Source organism: Pectobacterium aquaticum (assembly GCF_003382565.3).
GTDB classification, from domain to species: domain Bacteria; phylum Pseudomonadota; class Gammaproteobacteria; order Enterobacterales; family Enterobacteriaceae; genus Pectobacterium; species Pectobacterium aquaticum.
Genome location: NZ_CP086253.1, coordinates 4449112 through 4464425, shown reverse-complemented (window position 1 = coordinate 4464425; position 15314 = coordinate 4449112). Strand labels below are relative to the sequence as shown.

At 52.5% G+C, this 15314-nt stretch carries 15 protein-coding genes; 10 read left to right on the top strand and 5 right to left on the bottom strand.

Annotation, left to right across the window (positions count from 1 at the left end):
* The first annotated feature begins 675 nt into the window (after nucleotides 1–675).
* The 5 genes from rpmH to mnmE all read left to right on the top strand — a co-directional run bounded on the left by rpmH (nucleotide 676) and on the right by mnmE (nucleotide 4545).
* Nucleotides 676–816, top strand: a complete 141-nt coding sequence (rpmH, locus tag DMB82_RS20660; RefSeq protein ID WP_005976668.1) for a 50S ribosomal protein L34 — start codon at nucleotides 676–678, stop codon at nucleotides 814–816.
* Nucleotides 817–834: 18 nt separating this feature from the next.
* The gene (gene rnpA / locus DMB82_RS20655; RefSeq protein ID WP_010302382.1) at nucleotides 835–1194 is read left to right on the top strand and encodes a ribonuclease P protein component; all 360 of its coding nucleotides are present in this window, start codon (nucleotides 835–837) and stop codon (nucleotides 1192–1194) included.
* Nucleotides 1158–1415: a membrane protein insertion efficiency factor YidD gene (yidD, locus tag DMB82_RS20650; protein ID WP_010281237.1), complete on the top strand. Its 258-nt coding sequence runs from the start codon at nucleotides 1158–1160 to the stop codon at nucleotides 1413–1415. Before rnpA ends, yidD begins: the two co-directional genes overlap by 37 nt.
* A gap of 2 nt (nucleotides 1416–1417) precedes the next feature.
* Nucleotides 1418–3052 (top strand): membrane protein insertase YidC, encoded by a 1635-nt coding sequence (gene yidC, locus DMB82_RS20645; RefSeq protein ID WP_102117967.1) that lies wholly within the window; start codon nucleotides 1418–1420, stop codon nucleotides 3050–3052.
* Between the two features lie 128 nt (nucleotides 3053–3180).
* Nucleotides 3181–4545 (top strand): tRNA uridine-5-carboxymethylaminomethyl(34) synthesis GTPase MnmE, encoded by a 1365-nt coding sequence (gene mnmE, locus DMB82_RS20640; protein WP_116156053.1) that lies wholly within the window; start codon nucleotides 3181–3183, stop codon nucleotides 4543–4545.
* A gap of 156 nt (nucleotides 4546–4701) precedes the next feature.
* Here the strand turns inward: mnmE and DMB82_RS20635 are convergent, their stop codons facing one another.
* The 3 genes from DMB82_RS20635 to DMB82_RS20625 all read right to left on the bottom strand — a co-directional run bounded on the left by DMB82_RS20635 (nucleotide 4702) and on the right by DMB82_RS20625 (nucleotide 7322).
* Complete coding sequence (locus DMB82_RS20635; protein WP_116164524.1) at nucleotides 4702–6021, bottom strand: type II toxin-antitoxin system HipA family toxin; 1320 nt, start codon at nucleotides 6019–6021, stop codon at nucleotides 4702–4704.
* Nucleotides 6021–6287 carry a helix-turn-helix domain-containing protein gene (locus tag DMB82_RS20630; RefSeq protein WP_102117970.1) on the bottom strand — a complete coding sequence of 89 codons (267 nt, stop codon included), beginning with the start codon at nucleotides 6285–6287 and terminating at the stop codon, nucleotides 6021–6023. The genes DMB82_RS20635 and DMB82_RS20630 overlap by 1 nt, the downstream gene beginning before the upstream one ends.
* Nucleotides 6288–6470: 183 nt before the next feature.
* Nucleotides 6471–7322 (bottom strand): SDR family oxidoreductase, encoded by an 852-nt coding sequence (locus tag DMB82_RS20625; protein WP_102117971.1) that lies wholly within the window; start codon nucleotides 7320–7322, stop codon nucleotides 6471–6473.
* Between the two features lie 142 nt (nucleotides 7323–7464).
* Between DMB82_RS20625 and DMB82_RS20620 the strand changes: the two genes are divergently transcribed.
* The gene (locus DMB82_RS20620; RefSeq protein WP_102117972.1) at nucleotides 7465–7875 is read left to right on the top strand and encodes a winged helix-turn-helix transcriptional regulator; all 411 of its coding nucleotides are present in this window, start codon (nucleotides 7465–7467) and stop codon (nucleotides 7873–7875) included.
* 49 nt (nucleotides 7876–7924) lie between these two features.
* On the opposite strand, the gene DMB82_RS20615 is transcribed toward DMB82_RS20620, so the two are convergent.
* The gene (locus DMB82_RS20615) at nucleotides 7925–8479 is read right to left on the bottom strand and encodes a TetR/AcrR family transcriptional regulator (RefSeq protein ID WP_102117973.1); all 555 of its coding nucleotides are present in this window, start codon (nucleotides 8477–8479) and stop codon (nucleotides 7925–7927) included.
* Nucleotides 8480–8582: 103 nt separating this feature from the next.
* Here DMB82_RS20615 and DMB82_RS20610 point away from each other — a divergent pair, with 103 nt between their 5' ends.
* From DMB82_RS20610 to DMB82_RS20595, 4 genes are all read left to right on the top strand, one after another.
* Nucleotides 8583–10085: an MFS transporter gene (locus DMB82_RS20610; protein ID WP_116164525.1), complete on the top strand. Its 1503-nt coding sequence runs from the start codon at nucleotides 8583–8585 to the stop codon at nucleotides 10083–10085.
* Nucleotides 10086–10308: 223 nt separating this feature from the next.
* Nucleotides 10309–12333, top strand: a complete 2025-nt coding sequence (gene aegA / locus DMB82_RS20605) for a formate-dependent uric acid utilization protein AegA (RefSeq protein WP_116164526.1) — start codon at nucleotides 10309–10311, stop codon at nucleotides 12331–12333.
* Nucleotides 12330–12851, top strand: coding sequence for a 4Fe-4S dicluster domain-containing protein (locus DMB82_RS20600; RefSeq protein ID WP_116164527.1), 522 nt, complete (start codon nucleotides 12330–12332; stop codon nucleotides 12849–12851). Before aegA ends, DMB82_RS20600 begins: the two co-directional genes overlap by 4 nt.
* 189 nt (nucleotides 12852–13040) lie before the next feature.
* The gene (locus tag DMB82_RS20595; protein WP_116164528.1) at nucleotides 13041–13784 is read left to right on the top strand and encodes a 4'-phosphopantetheinyl transferase family protein; all 744 of its coding nucleotides are present in this window, start codon (nucleotides 13041–13043) and stop codon (nucleotides 13782–13784) included.
* A gap of 55 nt (nucleotides 13785–13839) precedes the next feature.
* On the opposite strand, the gene DMB82_RS20590 is transcribed toward DMB82_RS20595, so the two are convergent.
* A complete protein-coding gene (locus DMB82_RS20590; RefSeq protein ID WP_039487851.1) occupies nucleotides 13840–15177 on the bottom strand; it encodes an NCS2 family permease in 1338 nt (445 codons plus the stop codon).
* Between the last annotated feature and the right edge of the window lie 137 nt (nucleotides 15178–15314).

The window sequence follows — 15314 nt, the reverse complement described above, 5'->3', positions numbered from 1 at the left end:
GGCGGACTCCACTCGAACAAGAACGATCAAAAAGAAAAGAATAAGACGTTATTTATGTGACTCATGATTTTTTGGCGCCTGCGTCATCCACGATGGTTTCATCCACAATTCAGACAGCAGACACACCACGTAGCGTGGCGGTTTACCCCGACGATCCCGTCAAAAGGATCGCTAGCGGAACCGCGGATCATAACCTAATCCGCCAAAGAGATCTTCCCCTTCTGCACAGTTTCGATCCTTTTTATCCACAGGCTATTCTCATCGCGACTCCCCGCAACACGCCAGAGGGGCAGTGAGCACATATTTTACCCGCCCTACATGAAACGCATCCAAGCATACCGTCGGAAACACGATCGTTACGGTGACATCGATCATGATCTTACGGGACAGATCATTGGAGGATCCTTGCGCTTTGCAACAGAGCCCGTATAATTCCCTGCCCGCGCGTCTACGCCTTTTCTGTGCTCTGGCAGGCAGAAATTCCAAAAATAATCGGAATGGCTGGCGTGTTAAGTGTGATGTTAATTGACTCAGGACTGTACAATTATTACAATCCTGCCTCTTTCCGTTATATAGCTGTGATATGCGATTGAGGCGTCGGTCATTTTTTCACGCCGAACAGCCAAACGCGTTTACTGTGAAGTTATAATTTTCCAAGTTTAGGTAGAAATCGCCATGAAACGCACTTTCCAACCGTCCGTATTGAAGCGTAACCGTAGCCATGGTTTCCGTGCTCGTATGGCCACCAAAAATGGTCGTCAAGTTCTGGCCCGCCGTCGTGCGAAAGGCCGTACTCGTCTGTCTGTTTCTAAGTAATAAAAGCTAACCCACCGAGTGGTTAAGCTAGCATTTCCCAGGGAGTTACGTTTGTTAACTCCCAGTCATTTCACTTTCGTCTTCCAGCAACCGCAACGGGCTGGCACGCCGCAAATCACCATTCTCGGCCGCCTGAACTCGCTGGGGCATCCCCGCATCGGTCTTACCGTCGCCAAAAAGCATGTGAAACGTGCTCATGAACGCAATCGGATTAAACGCCTGACGCGCGAAAGTTTTCGCCTACACCAACATTCATTGCCTTCAATGGACTTTGTCGTGCTGGTGAAAAAAGGGGTGTCTGAACTGGATAACCGTACTCTGACGGAAGCATTGGAAAAACTATGGCGTCGGCATTGTCGTTTGGCTCCCGACTCCTGATCGGGTTGATACGCGGTTATCAACTCGTTATCAGCCCGTTGCTCGGACCGCATTGTCGGTTCCGGCCAACGTGCTCGCAATACGGTATTGAAGCAATACGCAGGTTCGGCATGATAAAAGGCTGTTGGTTGACGCTTAAACGCGTATTAAAATGCCATCCTTTGAACCCTGGTGGTGATGATCCCGTACCGCCAAAAACCGACAATAACAGAGAACATTAACGATGGATTCGCAACGCAATCTTCTTCTCATCGCTCTGCTATTCGTAACCTTTATGCTTTGGCAGGCTTGGGAGACGGATAAAAATCCGCCAGCAACCACGCAGGCCATACAGCAGGCGACGAACGCAGTGACCGGTGATGCTACCAACCAGGGCGTACCCGCCAGCGGTCAAGGCAAACTGATCACAGTGAAAACCGATGTGCTGTCGCTGACAATCAACACGCGTGGCGGCGACATCGAGCAAGCGCATCTGCTGGCTTACCCGGATACATTGGGTTCAGATAAACCTTTCCACCTGCTGGAAACCACCTCCGAGTTTGTCTATCAGGCTCAGAGCGGTTTGACCGGCAAAAACGGCCCAGACAACCCGGCTAACGGCCCACGTCCGCTATTTACCACCACGCAAGATAGCTTCGAGCTGGCGGATGGTCAGAGCGAGCTGCGCATCCCGATGACATACACCGCGGCTGACGGTATCACCTACACCAAAACGTTTGTTCTGAAACGTGGCGACTATGCACTGAACGTTGACTATAGCGTCAACAACACCAGCGCTCAGCCTCTGGAACTCACGTTGTTCGGTCAGTTAAAGCAATCTATCGAATTACCTAAGCACCGCGATACCGGCAGCAGCAACTTTGCACTGCACACTTATCGTGGCGCGGCGTTCTCTTCCAGTGAAGACAAGTACAAAAAGTACAGCTTCAGCGACATGGACGAAAACCTGAACATCACCACCAATGGTGGCTGGGTAGCGATTCTGCAACAGTACTTCGCAACCGCGTGGATTCCGACTACGGCTGGCGCTAACACCTTCTACACCAGCAAGCTGGGTAACGGTCAGGCTGCCATTGGTTTCAAATCCGCTCCTGTTGTGGTTGCCGCAGGTAGCCAGCAAGACCTGAAGACCACCCTGTGGGTCGGCCCGGAAATTCAGGACAAGATGGCTGCTGTCGCACCGCACCTGGATCTGACCGTAGATTACGGCTGGCTGTGGTTTATTTCTCAGCCGCTGTTTAAGCTGCTGAAATTCCTGCATAGCTTTATCGGCAACTGGGGCTTCTCCATTATTGCCATTACCTTTATCGTGCGCGGAATCATGTATCCGCTGACGAAAGCGCAATACACCTCAATGGCGAAAATGCGCTTACTGCAACCTAAATTGCAGGCTATGCGTGAGCGTATTGGTGATGACAAACAGCGCATGAGTCAGGAAATGATGGCGCTGTACAAGTCAGAGAAAGTGAACCCGCTGGGCGGCTGCTTCCCACTGCTGATTCAGATGCCAATCTTCCTGGCGCTGTATTACATGCTGATGGGCTCCGTTGAACTGCGTCACGCGCCGTTCGCTCTGTGGATTCATGACCTGTCTGCACAAGACCCGTACTACATTCTGCCGATCCTGATGGGCGTGACGATGTTCTTCATTCAGAAGATGTCACCAACCACCGTGACCGATCCAATGCAGCAGAAGATCATGACCTATATGCCGGTCATCTTTACGGTCTTCTTCCTATGGTTCCCGTCAGGTCTGGTTATGTACTACATCGTCAGCAACCTGGTTACCATTCTCCAGCAGCAGTTGATTTACCGCGGTCTGGAAAAACGTGGCTTACATAGCCGCGAGAAAAAATAATCCGGTTGATGGCTAACCGATAGAAAGCGTAAGGCGGTCATTGACCGCCTTATTTTTTTAACGGCTGCTTTATCAGCCAAGATACGTAAAATAGCCTGCTAGACAGGCATCAATGCAGAGAGAACATCATGAGTAATACCGACACCATCGTCGCCCAAGCCACGCCACCGGGACGCGGAGGCGTGGGTATTTTACGCATTTCAGGACAGGCCGCCGCCGACGTCGCGCATGCCGTTCTGGGTAAGCTTCCCAAGCCTCGCCACGCCGATTATCTGCCGTTCCGTGATGCCAACGGTACCACGCTCGATCAAGGTATCGCTCTCTGGTTTCCCGGCCCGAACTCCTTTACCGGTGAAGACGTGCTGGAGCTTCAGGGTCACGGCGGTCCGGTTATTCTTGATTTGCTCCTGCAACGTATCCTGACGCTATCTAACGTGCGGATTGCGCGGCCTGGCGAATTTTCTGAGCGCGCCTTCCTGAACGACAAACTCGATCTTGCGCAGGCGGAAGCCATTGCCGATCTGATTGATGCCAGCTCGGAACAGGCCGCACGCTCAGCGCTGAACTCTCTGCAAGGCGTATTTTCCACCCGTATAAATCAGTTAGTGGAAGCACTCACTCACCTGCGAATCTACGTCGAAGCTGCCATCGACTTCCCAGATGAGGAGATCGACTTTCTCTCCGATGGCAAAATTGAAGCACAGTTAAATGGCGTGATGGCCGATCTGGATGCCGTCAGAGCCGAAGCGCATCAAGGTAGCCTGCTGCGGGAAGGGATGAAAGTCGTGATCGCGGGTCGTCCTAATGCCGGTAAATCCAGCTTACTCAATGCGTTAGCGGGTCGTGAAGCTGCCATTGTGACGGATATCGCCGGAACGACACGCGACGTACTACGTGAACATATCCATATCGACGGAATGCCGTTGCATATCATCGACACCGCTGGGCTGCGCGATGCCAGCGACGAAGTCGAGCGCATTGGTATTGAGCGCGCCTGGCAGGAAATCGAACAGGCCGATCGCGTTCTATTCATGGTAGACGGCACCACCACGCAGGCGACCGAGCCTGAGCAAATCTGGCCAGAATTTATGGTGCGCCTGCCAAAAACGCTACCGATTACTGTGGTACGTAACAAAGCTGATGTGACTGGCGAAACGCTCGGCATCGAAGAGGTAAATACTCACTCACTCATCCGCCTGTCCGCCCGCACGGGTGAAGGCATCGATACGCTGCGCGACCACCTCAAGCAAAGTATGGGGTTCACCAGCAACACAGAAGGCGGTTTTCTGGCTCGACGTCGCCACCTGCAAGCACTCGAACTGGCTGCACAGCATCTGATTCAGGGCAAAGAACAGCTGGTGAGCGCCTACGCGGGAGAACTGCTGGCAGAAGAACTGCGGCTGGCACAGCAGGCCTTAAGTGAAATCACCGGCGAGTTCACCTCTGACGACCTGCTAGGCCGTATTTTCTCGAGCTTTTGTATCGGGAAGTGATTTGCTCTCCCCGATTTATGCCCTAAATAATTCGAGTTGCGTGAAGGCGGCAATCGCACGAATCCCCAGGAGCTTACTCAGGTAAGTGACTGGGGTGAGTAAGGGCAGCCAACGCACAAGCAGCTTGAAGTATGACGGGTATATTCGTCGGGGAAATTACTCCCATCCTCTCATGAGCCGTCTCGATCTAGCCTGCAACCCGGTCAGGATTGCATCACTGATATGAGTAGGAAAATCCACAGGCAGTTGACTTCCAACAGTCGTCATAACGGTCTCAACGGTGTTTGAAAACTCCACCAGAATGTTTTCCATCGATTCTCTGGCAAACCCAACGGCCTTCGCCGTCTGGAAAAAATGCCGGGGAAAGATCTGCTCAATCGCATATTTCTTGCCTCTTGAGCCAGTCAATCCCATCGCCAATTTGGCCTCTCTGTGGTCAATTCCCCGTCCGCCCATCGCCGGATACATAGAGAGAATGTCATAGAAAGGCGTGAGTCGATATCGTCCCTCAGATTCAATAAACAGGGAAAAATTTTTCGCATGACCATCCGTTGCAGCCAATAGCCAAAACAGTACCTGAGCCTGCATAAAGCGATAACGATCCCTTTCTGGATCAGCCGAACCCAATAGAAACGACATAATGGCGGAAATACCCGGTCCACCATGATTTTCATATTTCAGTGCGGAAGGAACGTTTAATACCTGACAAAAATCCTCTTGTGGTAACCGCATAATCCAACTGACATCCGAGGCGTATTTACGATCAAAACGCTCCACCGCCAACGCCTTTATCTTGCCAGCGTTGATCATAAAACAGTGCGGCACTGGCAACCCAAATGCCTTGGCAATGAGCAGGCACAGATACTCATTTTCAACGCTGTCAGACATATCAATTGAGTAAGAGTGACTCTCGATTTTACCAATCGGTAGCTTGATGATGTGGGTAGTTGGTGTGGCATTGAGAGGCAGGCACCAGTGATCATCCAGATAAAGCAGCGCCGTCTTTTCCTGTGCGCCCGCGATAGAGATACGAAAATTGTCTTCTGTATCAATCATCCCCAGCGGGGCATCGGACAGGTATCCCGCCAGTATGTTTTCAAGCTGCTGCTCAGATAAAGTTTTGTATTTGATCTTTTTTATATCGTGCACAGGTGTACCCTGCGGCACTAATTGCAACGCCCCGACACTGTCTTGCCCCACTTTAGCCAGCAGATCAAACGGCTGGGTGGAGTCAGCGTGATGTCTGGCGACAATGCGTCTTCTGATATCCGGGTTATCCGGCAACAAATTGTCGAAGAAATTATAAACCTCATCACCTTGATAGGGCTGATGACGTAGCGGCATAGAAAGCGAAATGGGGCGACTCCCCGGCAACCCGAGCCAGTTCGCATCATAGGAAAAATGATGTGCCCCACTGCCCGTTTTGGTCAGAATCCCCACCCGATAGCCGTTCATGTAAACATCGAGCGCAGCCATTACCATTCTTCCTTCCAGGATGATGCAACAGAGGCTTCGTTATTGGCGGTATTCACATTTCGGGGCGTAACAGTAAGTTCTAAGTTCAATGCCGACAGGATTTTAAAGAAGGTTTCCAGCTTGGTGGAATCAGGATGTTGCTCGAAGCTGGATACCGTATCCTGGCGAATACCCACTTTACTGGCCACTTTCCCTTGTGAAAGCTTCTGCGTGATACGAACATCTTTCAGGTAGCTGCTAAGCTGCTTGCTGTTGGTGACCTTCATCCTCTTATCCTATCGGTTATAGACGGTAGAATAAATATTACACGCTTTAGCAGGTAAAGCAATAATTACACGCTATAGCCGTTAATTGTGCATTTATCTGCTATGGCGTGTAAATAGAATATAAGCAATAAGGCGGGTACAGAATGATCTCTGAGCCGATTTTTAAGCGTTACTTTTTAAGGGTTATTTCAACGTCGCTTTCACTACCGCAGACAGCGGCGTGGTTGGGCGACCGATCAGGCGGCTCAGTTGCTTACCGTCATCAAACAGACCACCTTTAGATGCACCAGTGTCCGAATCCGCAATAATCTGCGCGAAACCCTCAGGTAGCCCGGCTGAAACCAGCACGGCGGCAAACTCCGCTTCGGACAGATTTTGATAACCGATATTTTTGCCAGACTGTTTGCTGACTTCCGCCGCCAGCTCTGCCAGCGTGTAAGGCTCGTCGCCAGCCAGTTCGTAAACCTCGCCAGCTTGCCCTTCCTGCGTCAGAACTGCGACCGCAGCGGCAGCGAAGTCTTCACGGGTTGCAGACGTAATTTTGCCTTCACCCGCGCTACCGATAAACACACCGTGTTCCAGCGCCGCAGGGATGCTGGCCGCATAGTTTTCGGTATACCAGCCGTTGCGCAGCAGGACATGCGGTAAACCAGAATCCTTCAGCAACGTCTCCGTTTGACGGTGTTCTTCCGCCAGCGCCAGAGGGGACTTATCCGCGTGCAGCAGACTGGTATAAGCCACCAGTTTAACACCGGCTTTCACCGCCGCATCGATGACATTGCGGTGTTGTACCGCACGCTGACCCACTTCGCTAGAAGAGATCAGCAGCACCTTATCCACACCTTGCAGAGCAGAAGCCAGCGCCTCAGGCTGATTGTAATCTGCTGCTTTCACCTGCACGCCAAGCGCCGATAGATCGGTAACTTTATTGACATCACGCACCAGCGCCACGATGTCGCTCGCCGGAACCTTCTCTAACAGTTGTTTGATAACCAAACGGCCCAGTTGGCCGGATGCACCAGTAATAGCAATCATCTCAAGCTCCTTTTATTGACTGTCTTTTATTAACCGTCTTTTACTAACCATCTTTTGTTAACCGTCTTTTACTAACGGGTAGTGGCTGGCATAATAGCGGCAAAGCTAATTTTAAGTAAGTACATACATAAAGGTAAGTATAGTGAGTCAACCCAAAACACCAGCAGATTTATTGCTACCCATTCTGCCAACTGGTGATGTCTTTGCTGAGAAATGCCCTTCTCGCCAGATACTTAACCACGTTACCAGTCGCTGGGGCGTACTGATTCTGATCGCATTACTTGATGATACGCATCGCTTTAGTCAACTGCGTCGACGGATTGGCGGCGTGAGCGAGCGCATGCTGGCGCAAACTCTGCAATGGCTGGAAAGTGATGGTTTTGTTCTACGAACGGCCTATCCGGTTGTCCCGCCGCATGTTGAATACAGCCTGACGCCATTAGGCAAGGAAGTGAGCGTAAGGGTAAAAGAGCTGGCGATATGGGTTGAAGGGAATCTAGACGATATTCTGGCGGCACAGCGGTCAGGCGAGCAACAATCCATCAAATCATAATCAAACAATCATCTGTAAAACAATGCGCTTCATGGACAGAGGGGTTTCCTCAGGAAGAAGCAGTGCGCTCGGGTAGCAGGCGGGAAATATCAGAGAAAATGGCTTTCCAGGTCTCGTCATCGACCGCCATAAAGCCAAAATAGCGCAGCAGGAATGCCCCTTCGGATGCCAGAAACGCCAGCCGGGCATCTCGCCCTTCCTGCGAATTCAGGTCAAGCCCAGCCAACTGGCTGTCATACCACGCCTGCGATCTAGCAAGGTGCTCAGGCGTATTCAACAACGAGGCCATCATGCCCGCCGCTCGATCGCCTTCTGCGGCATCCGTCCGATAAGTGATGTCAACGTGCGCACGCACTCTGGCTTCCCAGCTATTATCCTCACCGATGCACACAGCGGCCATCTCATCAAACTCATCTTCCCAGCGCTGATACATCGCGTGAATCAGCTCATCTTTCGTCCCGAAACTCGACTGAATACCGCCTTTTGTCACGCCCGCAGCTTTAGCGACCGCATCGATCGTCAGCGCAGCCGTTCCCTGGGTGCGGACAATCTGCTCCGCCGCATCCAACACGCACGCACGATTAATGCTCTTATGACGCCCCATATATCCCCCAATTTAAAATACGTTTGTATTTAAAAAGCAATTCTATATCATCAGAACGCTATCCGACAGATGAAAAATAGAAGTTCAAGGTAGAGATCCTGTTATGCAATCACCCAAGAAGTGGCTGATTCTGGCCATTGTTTCCAGCGCCCTGTTCCTAATTGTTATCGACATGACGGTGCTGTACACCGCACTCCCGAGACTGACTCACGACCTGCACGCGACTGCATCGGAAAAGCTGTGGATCGTTAATATCTATGCGCTGATTGCCTCCGGTTTACTGCTGGGGATGGGCACATTGGGCGATAAGCTGGGCCATAAACCTCTATTTATTTCCGGGCTGCTGGTCTTTGGTGCGGCGTCACTGTTTGCCGCTTATTCGCCCACACCCAGTATGCTTATCGCCGCTCGTGCGCTGCTGGCAATCGGTGCGGCGATGATGATGCCCGCCACACTGTCGATTATTCGTCTGACATTTACTGATGAACGGGAACGCGCACTGGCAATCGGTATCTGGGCTGCGGTCGCATCCGGCGGCGCAGCATTTGGCCCCGTGATGGGCGGGATACTGCTTGAGTACTTCTGGTGGGGATCGGTTTTCCTCATTAATGTACCGGTCGTTTTGCTTGCGCTCATCATGGGAATCACCGTGATTCCACATCAGCCGGGCAACGCCTCCCACCGCTGGGATTTCATCGGTTCTCTATTAATCATGGTGGGTTTGATTGGTATTACCTATGCCATCAAAGAGCTGGGCAAGCGGGTTCCGTCTTATGAGGATGCGCTAATCGCTCTGCTCATCGGCGTGACGTTCATTACCCTGTTTGTGCGGCGGCAGCGTAACAGCAAGCATCCCCTGATCGATTTCTCTCTCTTCCGCCTGCGGCCTTTCAGCGCTGCTGTGGCCGCCGCTATCGTGGCCGCCGCCGCCTTGATCGGCATGGAGCTGGCTTTCACCCAGCGATTGCAGTTAGTCATCGGGCTGTCTCCACTACAGGCTGGGCTGTTCATTTTACCACTGTCGCTGGCGTCCTTTATCGCTGGCCCGTTAACTGGAAAGATACTGCCACACGTGAATAGCGGGACAATGCTAGCCGCTGGCCTGTTGATTTCAGGGCTCGGAATGGGAAGCTATCTGCTGCTGCACAATGCGCCTACCATGATACAAATCATCAGCCTAACCGTTATTGGCGCAGGCGTGGGCTCCACCATGACGGCCGCATCCAGCACTATTATGCAGGTTGCGCCAGCGTCAAAAGCGGGTATGGCGGCGTCGATCGAAGAAGTGTCCTATGAATTAGGGGGCGCAACGGGCGTAACGCTGATGGGCAGCTTGCTGTCTTTCGCTTATTCCGCAACGTTTATGCTGCCCGCTGGGTTTGCTGCACCGGACACCGCGTATGACAGTCTGGACGAAGCATTAATTTTTGCCGAATCCTTACCGGAAAATATGCGGCAGATGCTTACCACACAGGCCCATTCTGCCTTTGATTCGGGGTTTTCCATTGTGCTGGCCGCAGCCACGCTGATCCTGCTGCTGACCGCGGCCTTCGTCTGGACAACCCGCGATAATAAATCGCAATCCCGTAAAACGGCTGACACATAAAATAAGAAATCATGGTAAACCATATTAAAAACAAGGCTATAAACCACGAAGATATTACTTATCAGTAACATTACAACTTACTGAAACGATTCAATAATTTTATTAGTAACACGAGTGAGATTTAACATTAACCGACTTTTTACCTGCTCTATATCAAAGTCAGGGGGTTATCCAGCTATTAGGATAAAGGCCACGATCGAGGGATCCAGAGTGGGAAAAGGTAATGAACCGATTTGTTATTGCCAGTACTCAAGACTGTATGGGGTGCCATGCATGCGAAATCGCCTGTGTCATTTCACATAATGACGAGCGCTATCCAGATAGCACCGCGGTGTTTCAGCCCAGAATAAAAGCATTCAATACGCCAACGCTGCGGGCTGCCGTGACCTGCCGTCACTGTGAAGATGCCCCCTGCGCCAGCGTGTGCCCAACACAGGCCTTGATCAGAAAAGACAATAGCATTCAGCTCGTTCAGGAAAAGTGCATCGGCTGCAAAAGCTGTGTACTGGCTTGCCCGTTCGGCGCGATGTCCATGGTGACAAGCCCGGTGGACAACAGCGCCATCGCCCATAAATGCGATCTCTGCGCCGATCGTCCAGAAGGACAAGCGTGTGTAGAAGCCTGTCCGACTCAGGCCTTACAGCTCGTCAGCGAAAAAACGTTAGCGGCCCGCCGTCAGGAAAAACAGCAGGCGATGGCATTGCGCTCCTCCGCCCACTGGCAGCGTGAAACGCCCGTACTGAAAGCGCATACACCCCATCCGCTCAGCAAAAGAAAAAACTGGCCGCGCCGGGATGCCGAGAAAAAGCCGCTGACCCAGAGAACTTCCACGTTTGATGAAATCTATCATGGCTTCTCCGTGCAGCAGACGGAAGATCAGGCTGACCGCTGCCTTTCTTGCGGCAAACGCGCGATCTGCGAGTGGACCTGCCCGCTGCATAACAATATTCCCGAGCTGCTGAGTCTGGCCAAACAGGGGCGCATTCTTGAAGCCGTAGAACTGTCGCACCAAACCAGCAGCCTGCCGGAAATCTGTGGCCGAGTGTGCCCGCAGGATCGGTTATGTGAAGGAGCCTGTACGCTGGGCAAGGAGTATGGTGCGATTACCATCGGTAACGTTGAGCGTTACATTACCGATACCGCGATAAAAATGGGCTGGTCGCCCGATATGACGCATGTTGTTCCCAGCGGCAAACGCGCGGCGATCGTCGGTGCTGGTCCTGCTGGGCTAGCCTGTGCCGATGTGCTAGCCCGCAACGGTGTGCAGGCCGTGGTGTTCGATCGTCACCCGGAAATTGGTGGCTTGCTCACGTTCGGGATTCCGTCATTCAAGCTGGATAAAGACGTCCTGATTCATCGGCGTGAAGTGTTCAGCGCCATGGGCATCGAATTCCAACTGAATACCGAAGTGGGGAAAGATATTTCTCTGGCTCAGTTGCTGGACGACTATGACACCGTTTTCCTCGGCGTAGGCACCTACCGCTCCATGAAGGCCAACATTGATAATGAAGAGTCTCCCGGCGTCTTCGATGCGCTGCCTTTCCTGATCGCCAATACCAAACACGTCATGGGGCTACCTGAATTAGAGGATGAGCCTTATATCTCGATGGCGGGCAAACGCGTCGTGGTGCTCGGCGGTGGGGATACCGCGATGGACTGCCTGCGCACGTCCGTTCGGCAGGGTGCAGTATCCGTCACCTGCGCGTATCGTCGTGATGAAGCCAATATGCCCGGCTCGAAAAAAGAGGTGAAAAACTCCCGCGAAGAGGGCGTGGAATTCCTGTTTAACGTTCAGCCACAAAAAATCTGCCTCAATGAACAGGGCGAAGTATGCGGCATTAGTCTGGTTCGCACCGAACTGGGCGAGCCTGACGCCAGCGGCCGTCGTCGCCCGCGCCCTATTCCTGATTCAGAATTCGTGCAGCCCGCGGACGCAGTAATAACCGCATTTGGCTTTCAGTCACACAACATGCCGTGGCTGGAAGACGCCGACATCGGTCTGGATAACTGGGGATACATCACCGCCCCGCTTGATAGTCAAATACCTTGCCAGACCAACCATCCGCGCATTTTTGCCGGGGGTGATGCCGTACGCGGTGCCGATCTGGTCGTGACCGCCATTGCCGACGGGCGCAAAGCCGCATTGGGAATGATTGCGACGATGGGGCTGACCGCCATCACAGGTGCCATTCCCGCACACCCGCAGCGCCCTGAAATGAACGCAACCCGCGAGGAGCTCCGCTCATGAATCAGTTTGTTATTGCCGAAGCAGAAAAATGTATCGGCTGCCGGACCTGTGAGATCGCCTGCGCGGTAGCCCATAGCGGTGGCCAAAGTGCGCAGTTGCGGCCTTCGCACTTCTTTCCCCGACTGAAGGTCGTTAAAAGCGCTAGCGTAAGCGTCCCTGTTCTTTGCCGCCAGTGTGAGAACGCGCCCTGTGCCAGCGTATGTCCGAATGATGCGCTGGTGCGCGATCGGGACAGCATTCAGGTTATTCAGTCCCGCTGCATCGGCTGCAAAAGCTGCGTCGTCGCCTGTCCTTTCGGTGCTATCGACGTGGTGACAAAAACGTCGAATGACGAGGGGGAAACACACCTCATGCAAAGCGAGGTTCACAAATGTGATTTATGCGTGGATGTCGCCCAAAGCCCTTCCTGCGTTAGCGTGTGTCCAACATCGGCGCTGCGATTAGTGACAGAGGATGAGTTGCGCAAGCAGACGCTGGAAAAACAGCGGCGTTCCGCACTGGGGTGGGCAAGCCATTAAAACAGCTGGGAATGTGGCGGACAGGGAAGGATCGCCACAAAACACACGATGCAGAAAATTCGGTGTGCCTAATTAATAATTATCGCCGATTTATCCATCGATTTTTCTTTAGATCACATATTAGTCTGATAATATGCATCGGTAGTGCCTGATAGGTTCCCATCTTTTATCACGATCACGGAGTGAACAATGACCTGCCATTTTGTCAGGTGGACAAGCACGGAAGCGCTTCCTGACTTACAAAGACTGCCCGATAGACTCATCTCATCAACACAGAGTTTTTCAGCCAAACGCCGAGAGCGTTACCTGAAAAGTCGAGTGCTGCTGGCTGAGATGATGTTCTATTTTTTCGGCTATCCGCTGTTGCCCACGCTACTCGTGTCCCCTGAAGGACGCCCTTATTTTGCCGATCCTAATATGCCCAATTTCAGCATCGGCTATGCAGGCAATACGATTGCCATCCTACTGAGTGAAGAAGGCAGCGTCGGTATGGATATCGAAATCGTTCATGTCAGGCCAACGAATCAGGTCGTCCCACAGATGCAGGCGCAGACACAGGCCGAACAGGCGTGGATCGACGCGCAGCGCGATCCGCTGGAAGCGGCAACACAACTCTGTACCATCCGCCAGTCATTGATGAAGATCCCTGGCGTGAACAGCCAACCGCCCAATAGCCTGAAACTCCACCCCGCCTCTGGTAGGCTACGCTCAACCTGCATCCCAGCAGTAGAAGTGATGAGCGATGTTGATGATTACCTTGCCTGGGCCTGCGCCCATATCCCCACGCTTAACCGATTAATCATGTGGAAATACACGTCGCCAACGGGTATGAGAAAGTCGGGAGAAATACTACAGCAGCAGCGCCAGTCTTTACGCTATATGAAATTAATCAGCCATACGATAGAAAAAGCCACCTCTACCGCCTCACAGTAGCCAGCCGCCTTGTCTCAGGCTGAGGCTCCGGGAAAGCCCCGGAGCCACGAACACATTAATGCCCGTCGATAAACACAATTTTCAGCAGGAACAGCAGCGCAACCACGACCACGCAAGGGCTGATTTCACGCCAGCGACCCGTCGCCAACTTCATCACACAGTAAGAAATGAAGCCCAGCGCGATCCCTTCAGTGATAGAGAAGCTGAACGGCATCATCACCGCGGTAATAAAGGCCGGTACGGCTTCCGTCAAGTCATCCCACTTCACGCGCGCCAGGCTGGACGTCATCAATACGCCCACGTAAATCAGTGCGCCCGCGGCCGCATAGGCAGGCACCATCCCCGCCAACGGCGACAGGAAGATCACCAGCAGGAACAGCAAACCCACAACTACGGCGGTCAGGCCGGTACGTCCGCCCACGGACACGCCAGAAGAGCTTTCAATATACGCAGTAACGGATGACGTTCCGATAAACGAACCGGCTACAGAGCTGATGCTATCGACATACAGCGCCTGCTTCATGCGCGGGAACTTACCGCGAGCATCAACCAGACCGGCTTTATCCGTCACGCCAATCAGCGTACCGGAGGAGTCAAACAGGTTAACCAGCATGAAGGAGAAAATAATGCCGGACATCCCGAGGTTCAGCGCCCCTGCCAGATCAACCTGACCCACCACCGACATGACGCTCGGCGGCATGGAGAACACACCAGAATACGTCACATCGCCCAGCAGCAGGCCAATTGAGGTGGTCACCACGATGGAGATCAATACCGCAGCGTGAATATTACGTGAAGCCAGCGCCACAATGATGAAAAAGCCCAGAGCGCCCAGCAGCACGCTGTGTGACGTCAGGTTACCAATCGTCACCAGCGTTTCAGGGTTAGGAACGATAATGCCGGCGTTTTTCAGCCCCATCATGGCAATGAACAGGCCGATACCGCTGGCGATACCCAAACGCAGGCTGAGCGGGATATTGGCGATCATCCAATAGCGAATCTGGAAGATAGTCAGCAACAGGAAACCGATTGCGCCCCAGAAAATAGCCCCCATCGCAACCTGCCATGGCAGCCCCATCGCACCGACAACAACAAAGGCGAAAAATGCATTCAGCCCCATTGCCGGAGCCAGTGCCACAGGCAGGTTAGCCAGCAGCCCCATCAAAATGCTGCCGAACGCCGCAATCAGACAGGTGGTCACAAAGACCGCTTTGGTATCCATCCCCGCCACACCCAAAATCTGCGGGTTAACAAAAACGATGTAGACCATCGTTAAAAACGTCGTGAAACCGGCAATCGTTTCCGTACGTGCTGTCGTGCCGTGTTGTTTAAGTTTAAACACACGCTCCAGCAGGCCTTGCTCGGTAGCAAGACCGGGTTGTGATTTATTCATGAGTAACAATCCAAAGAAGGGAATAACTGTCGTCGGGTATCCTATAACAAAATGCGGCGTTTTTACGTTGATCCCACGTTTTTTTTCATCGAATAAGAAGAACCTATTAACGTCATCGTTTTCTCTCGGTTAAATCC

What these genes read in the sequence shown, in the direction of transcription:
- DMB82_RS20590 (WP_039487851.1), bottom strand. Translation starts at nt 15,177, where the DNA reads ATGAATAAATCACAACCCGGTCTTGCTACCGAGCAAGGCCTGCTGGAG.
- rpmH (WP_005976668.1), top strand. Translation starts at nt 676, where the DNA reads ATGAAACGCACTTTCCAACCGTCCGTATTGAAGCGTAACCGTAGCCAT.
- DMB82_RS20625 (WP_102117971.1), bottom strand. Translation starts at nt 7,322, where the DNA reads ATGATTGCTATTACTGGTGCATCCGGCCAACTGGGCCGTTTGGTTATC.
- DMB82_RS20600 (WP_116164527.1), top strand. Translation starts at nt 12,330, where the DNA reads ATGAATCAGTTTGTTATTGCCGAAGCAGAAAAATGTATCGGCTGCCGG.
- DMB82_RS20595 (WP_116164528.1), top strand. Translation starts at nt 13,041, where the DNA reads ATGACCTGCCATTTTGTCAGGTGGACAAGCACGGAAGCGCTTCCTGAC.
- DMB82_RS20630 (WP_102117970.1), bottom strand. Translation starts at nt 6,287, where the DNA reads ATGAAGGTCACCAACAGCAAGCAGCTTAGCAGCTACCTGAAAGATGTT.
- DMB82_RS20615 (WP_102117973.1), bottom strand. Translation starts at nt 8,479, where the DNA reads ATGGGGCGTCATAAGAGCATTAATCGTGCGTGCGTGTTGGATGCGGCG.
- aegA (WP_116164526.1), top strand. Translation starts at nt 10,309, where the DNA reads ATGAACCGATTTGTTATTGCCAGTACTCAAGACTGTATGGGGTGCCAT.
- DMB82_RS20635 (WP_116164524.1), bottom strand. Translation starts at nt 6,021, where the DNA reads ATGGCTGCGCTCGATGTTTACATGAACGGCTATCGGGTGGGGATTCTG.
- DMB82_RS20610 (WP_116164525.1), top strand. Translation starts at nt 8,583, where the DNA reads ATGCAATCACCCAAGAAGTGGCTGATTCTGGCCATTGTTTCCAGCGCC.
- yidD (WP_010281237.1), top strand. Translation starts at nt 1,158, where the DNA reads ATGGCGTCGGCATTGTCGTTTGGCTCCCGACTCCTGATCGGGTTGATA.
- yidC (WP_102117967.1), top strand. Translation starts at nt 1,418, where the DNA reads ATGGATTCGCAACGCAATCTTCTTCTCATCGCTCTGCTATTCGTAACC.
- mnmE (WP_116156053.1), top strand. Translation starts at nt 3,181, where the DNA reads ATGAGTAATACCGACACCATCGTCGCCCAAGCCACGCCACCGGGACGC.